Origin of the sequence: Okeania sp. SIO2F5 (assembly GCF_010692685.1) — a bacterium.
GTDB classification, from domain to species: domain Bacteria; phylum Cyanobacteriota; class Cyanobacteriia; order Cyanobacteriales; family Microcoleaceae; genus Okeania; species Okeania hirsuta.
In genome coordinates, this window is record NZ_JAAHGU010000124.1 from 20,662 (window position 1) to 21,867 (window position 1,206).

The 1,206-nt window shown below is 43.2% G+C and carries 2 protein-coding genes; both read left to right on the forward strand.

Annotated elements, in window-relative coordinates:
- Window positions 1-742, forward strand: a 742-nt coding sequence (locus F6K27_RS26105; protein WP_287284666.1) for a C39 family peptidase, incomplete at its 5' end; no start/stop codon positions are given.
- A gap of 319 nt (window positions 743-1,061) precedes the next feature.
- The coding region (locus tag F6K27_RS34055; RefSeq protein WP_353736073.1) for a transposase family protein at window positions 1,062-1,206 on the forward strand (145 nt) is incomplete at its 3' end.

A 1,206-nucleotide genomic window follows, 5' to 3' on the forward strand; every position in this document is an offset into this window, starting at 1 on the left:
GAATAATACCAGATTTCCTGACTCAAAACTGCTTGATTTTGTTAAGTATTATGATAGTAACAACCCCAACCATCGTAATGCTTTCTTGAAAATCGCTTCCTCTTTGCCCGATGACTTTTACAATAACGATGCAGAGTGGGTAAAAATTTACCGTTCTCACCCTGCTAAAAAAATTGGTCGTTCCTCTGCTGGAGTAAGTCTAGATGTCACTTACTTTTCTCAGGGTGACAACTATCGCGATGCTCATCGCACTTGTTTTTCTTCTTCTTGTGCGATGCTGTTAAATTATCTCCGACCTGGAGTCATCAGGGGTGATGATGATTACGTTCGTGAAGTTTTCAACAGAGGAGACACTACTGACTCCTGGGTTCAAATTCAAACTCTGCGACACTTTGGAGTTACTGCTGATTTTGTTCAAAACGCAAATAATAATACTCTCAAGAAGTACCTCAACCGAGGCATTCCTGTTCCCTGTGGGATTCTTCACAAAGGCTCTTCTAATAACCCATCGGGTGGAGGCCACTGGATTGTAGTTATTGGTTATGAAGATGACAAAAATGCTCCAGGTGGAGGATATTGGGTAGTTAACGATCCCTGGGGGGAGATAGATCATGCCAGTGGCACTTACATTTCCGAAAATGGTAAAATGTTGAAATATTCTTATAGTCTGATGAACGCCCGTTGGACTGTGAGTAATAGTACCGATGGATGGTGTGTTTTGGCCAAATCTTGGATTGATTGAAGAAGGAGTCAGGAGACAGCAATTCTGGAGACAGAATCAATATTCGTGGGGATAGTCTCCGACACGCCACTTCGTGTCTACAAAACCCCAACCAATTGTGGATACCACGGGTTATGGGTCGCGCAACCCCGCCTTTTAAGGCGAAATATTTTTGGAGCGAAGCTCAAATCCCCTACTTCCCCTCCTGGCTCCCCTCCTGGCTCCCCTCCTGGGAGGCAGGGCTAATTCATTGTCGCCAGAGAAAAATATTGAGGAGTACAATGATTGGTGTCAAGTATTGAGTGAAGCCAAATATTCTCTATTTAGGGCTTAGATAGAAATGAACTTGTTACAAATTTTGGCCCTGTTACCAGATTTTCGAGCTGCCAGAGGGAGACGTTATCCATTATGGTTAGTATTACTGTTAGTAATTATGGGTACAATGAGCGGTTGTTTCTCCTATTGTGCCCTAGAAGATTTTGCTC